Source organism: Pandoraea sp. LA3 (assembly GCF_022696215.1).
Classification (GTDB): Bacteria; Pseudomonadota; Gammaproteobacteria; order Burkholderiales; family Burkholderiaceae; genus Pandoraea; species Pandoraea capi.
In genome coordinates this window covers 1-2,564 of record NZ_PTPY01000005.1, presented here as the reverse complement: position 1 = coordinate 2,564, position 2,564 = coordinate 1, and the positions used below count along the sequence as shown (strand labels likewise).

Below are 2,564 nucleotides of genomic sequence, written 5' to 3'. Positions count from 1 at the left end.
TGCTTCGAGTGCTCGATCATGCGGCCCACGCTTGAACGGCGTGATGTGATTTCAGCGACTGTCACGAACTGGTTGCTCGCCGACTCAGGATGGGGGTCCGCACAGCTTTCGAAAGCGGACTACGCATTTTGTTGTCATGCGATTTGTGCTCGATTCGCTGCCCGGATCGGCGCCGTTTGTGTCCCAATCACTTCCCAGCGGTTATGCAACACACGCTTGTGTGTTGCGATGACTTCCGCGCTTGGTGTGCACTGACTGCTGGCTGGTCTCAGAGGCGTTGCCACACACAATTCAAGAAAGACGACGCACTGCGTTCATTGAAACCAGCTGCTTGGCGGATGGCCTGACGTTCCAGCGTCGATAACGATCCACCTGACCTCGATCGGATGATTCCGCTGAATGCGCCGGACGCTCCTCGGTGGATCGATTCTGACTTTGATATCGCTCGCCATCGAATATGCAATCGGGTGCTTACCGACCGTTTCTTGCGCGATCGGATTACCCCGAGCCCGCAGAAGCGGGGCATTAGTCCTCGCGTTGTTTGGCTCATCGCAAGATCGCAGCGAATTCATCTTGATGAATTCGAGGGGTGTTTCTCGTACTCCCGTGCCGCAGTCACGTATCTTTATTCTCCGGCCGAGCCAATATACGTAACCCTTTCGGGGCATTTCCTTCGCTAGTGCGAGAAGAGACGTGATGTGGGGGAAGTGCCCCCGTTGACAATCCCTGTTTGTCAGCGGGGGCCCAAATTAATGACGTTAAGCGCAATGCGACATATTTGGCGCTTATGCTATGCCCGTTTTAAATACCAAACCGAGACGTCTGTCTAGTTTCGGAGACTGAACAAAAAACGGGGATAGCAAGATGTTGGTTTCGGGGCTAAAACTGCCGCCAGTGGTCGTCGTGTCGCTGATCGACAGCCATGATCGTCGTGCCCATATCACTGGGCAACTACAGAAGGCCGGCATTCCATTTCGGTTCTTCGATGCGGAGCGCATGTCGGAATATCCTGCGACATACGATGTGACGGCTCGCCTGAGAACGTATGCCAGCCACCTGACGCTCGGAGAGGTCGGTTGCTATGACAGCCACTACCGCATCTGGGAAGAACTTGCGCGCTCGAACGATGACGCCTGGTGCGTACTGGAGGACGACGTCGATCTGACGCCAGATTTCGGCAGTCGTCTGGTACTGGCGCTGGGGGCTTCCGTACCATGGGGCATCCTGCGACTGAAGGACGGGGGGTCAGCGGGGCGTTGGAAGGTTGCGCAGCTGCCAGACGGTAGTTTGCTTCACGATCATCGCAAGCAGCCCGGTGGGACGCAGGGCTACCTGATTCGTCGGGAGGCTGCACTGGCGCTCCTGGGGTATGGAAGACGCATGATTCACCCCGTCGACGACATGATCAATCGTAATTGGGAGCATGGGATTCGCATGATCTCGATGTCGCCGGATATCGTGGTGGACCGGGGCGACGACCTTGGTACGACGATCACCGGCCGGCAGAAGGCAAAGCGATCTCTCACTCAGAAACTGCGCCGTGAATTCCATATGGGGCGGGATAGTCTCAACCGCCATCTCGACGTATGGCGCCGGCGCCTGTTTACCGGCGTTTGACGACGCAAACGAGTACCTTCCCATCTTTCCGATATCCCGAAAAATCAACAACTTGCCGCACGCATCGAAATTTTGGTGAGCCGCAGGCACAAAAACTGCATATTTAATGCGTGGAAGGTGTTGACAAGGCGGGGTGACATCTCCATAATTGCAAATTCTCTGCGGAGGGGTGCCCGAGTGGCTAAAGGGGGCAGACTGTAAATCTGTTGGCTTACGCCTACGTTGGTTCGAATCCAACCTCCTCCACCAGAATGCGGAAGTAATGAGCGCCGGAAACAAGAGTTCCCGGCGCTTGTTACCAAGTGGCGAGAGTCGGAATCCAAGCGGGTGTAGCTCAATGGTAGAGCAGAAGCCTTCCAAGCTTATGATGAGGGTTCGATTCCCTTCACCCGCTCCAGGTGACGCGCAGACGAAGTAGCAGTACAGGATTCGCCCATGTGGCTCAGTGGTAGAGCACTCCCTTGGTAAGGGAGAGGTCGGCAGTTCGATCCTGCCCATGGGCACCAAAAGATAGTGAAAGCGCGGCAATCAACATGCCGAGCAACTCGGCAATAGATAACCCGTTAGGAGTCTGAAATGGCAAAGGAAAAATTCGAGCGGACTAAGCCGCACGTGAACGTCGGCACCATCGGTCACGTTGACCATGGCAAGACCACCCTGACGGCTGCTATCGCTACGGTTCTGTCGTCGAAGTTCGGCGGTCAGGCCAAGAAGTACGACGAAATCGACGCTGCACCGGAAGAAAAGGCACGCGGTATTACGATTAACACCGCGCACATCGAGTACGAAACGGCTAACCGCCACTACGCACACGTTGACTGCCCGGGCCACGCCGACTACGTCAAGAACATGATTACCGGTGCTGCCCAGATGGACGGCGCTATCCTGGTTTGCTCGGCCGCTGACGGCCCGATGCCGCAAACGCGTGAGCACATCCTGTTGGCCCG

The 2,564-nt window shown here is 56.1% G+C and carries 2 protein-coding genes and 3 tRNA genes; all 5 read left to right on the top strand.

What is annotated here, in order from left to right; genetic code table 11:
• Positions 1-864 precede the first annotated feature (864 nt).
• On the top strand, positions 865-1,617 hold the full coding sequence (locus C5N93_RS00060; RefSeq protein WP_242557817.1) for a glycosyltransferase family 25 protein: 753 nt from the start codon (positions 865-867) through the stop codon (positions 1,615-1,617).
• Between the two features lie 163 nt (positions 1,618-1,780).
• Positions 1,781-1,866, top strand: a tRNA-Tyr gene (locus C5N93_RS00055).
• Between the two features lie 74 nt (positions 1,867-1,940).
• Positions 1,941-2,014 (top strand) — tRNA-Gly (locus C5N93_RS00050).
• 34 nt (positions 2,015-2,048) lie between these two features.
• Positions 2,049-2,123, top strand: a tRNA-Thr gene (locus C5N93_RS00045).
• A 70-nt stretch (positions 2,124-2,193) separates the two neighbouring features.
• The coding region (locus C5N93_RS00040; protein WP_242557816.1) for a GTP-binding protein at positions 2,194-2,564 on the top strand (371 nt) is incomplete at its 3' end.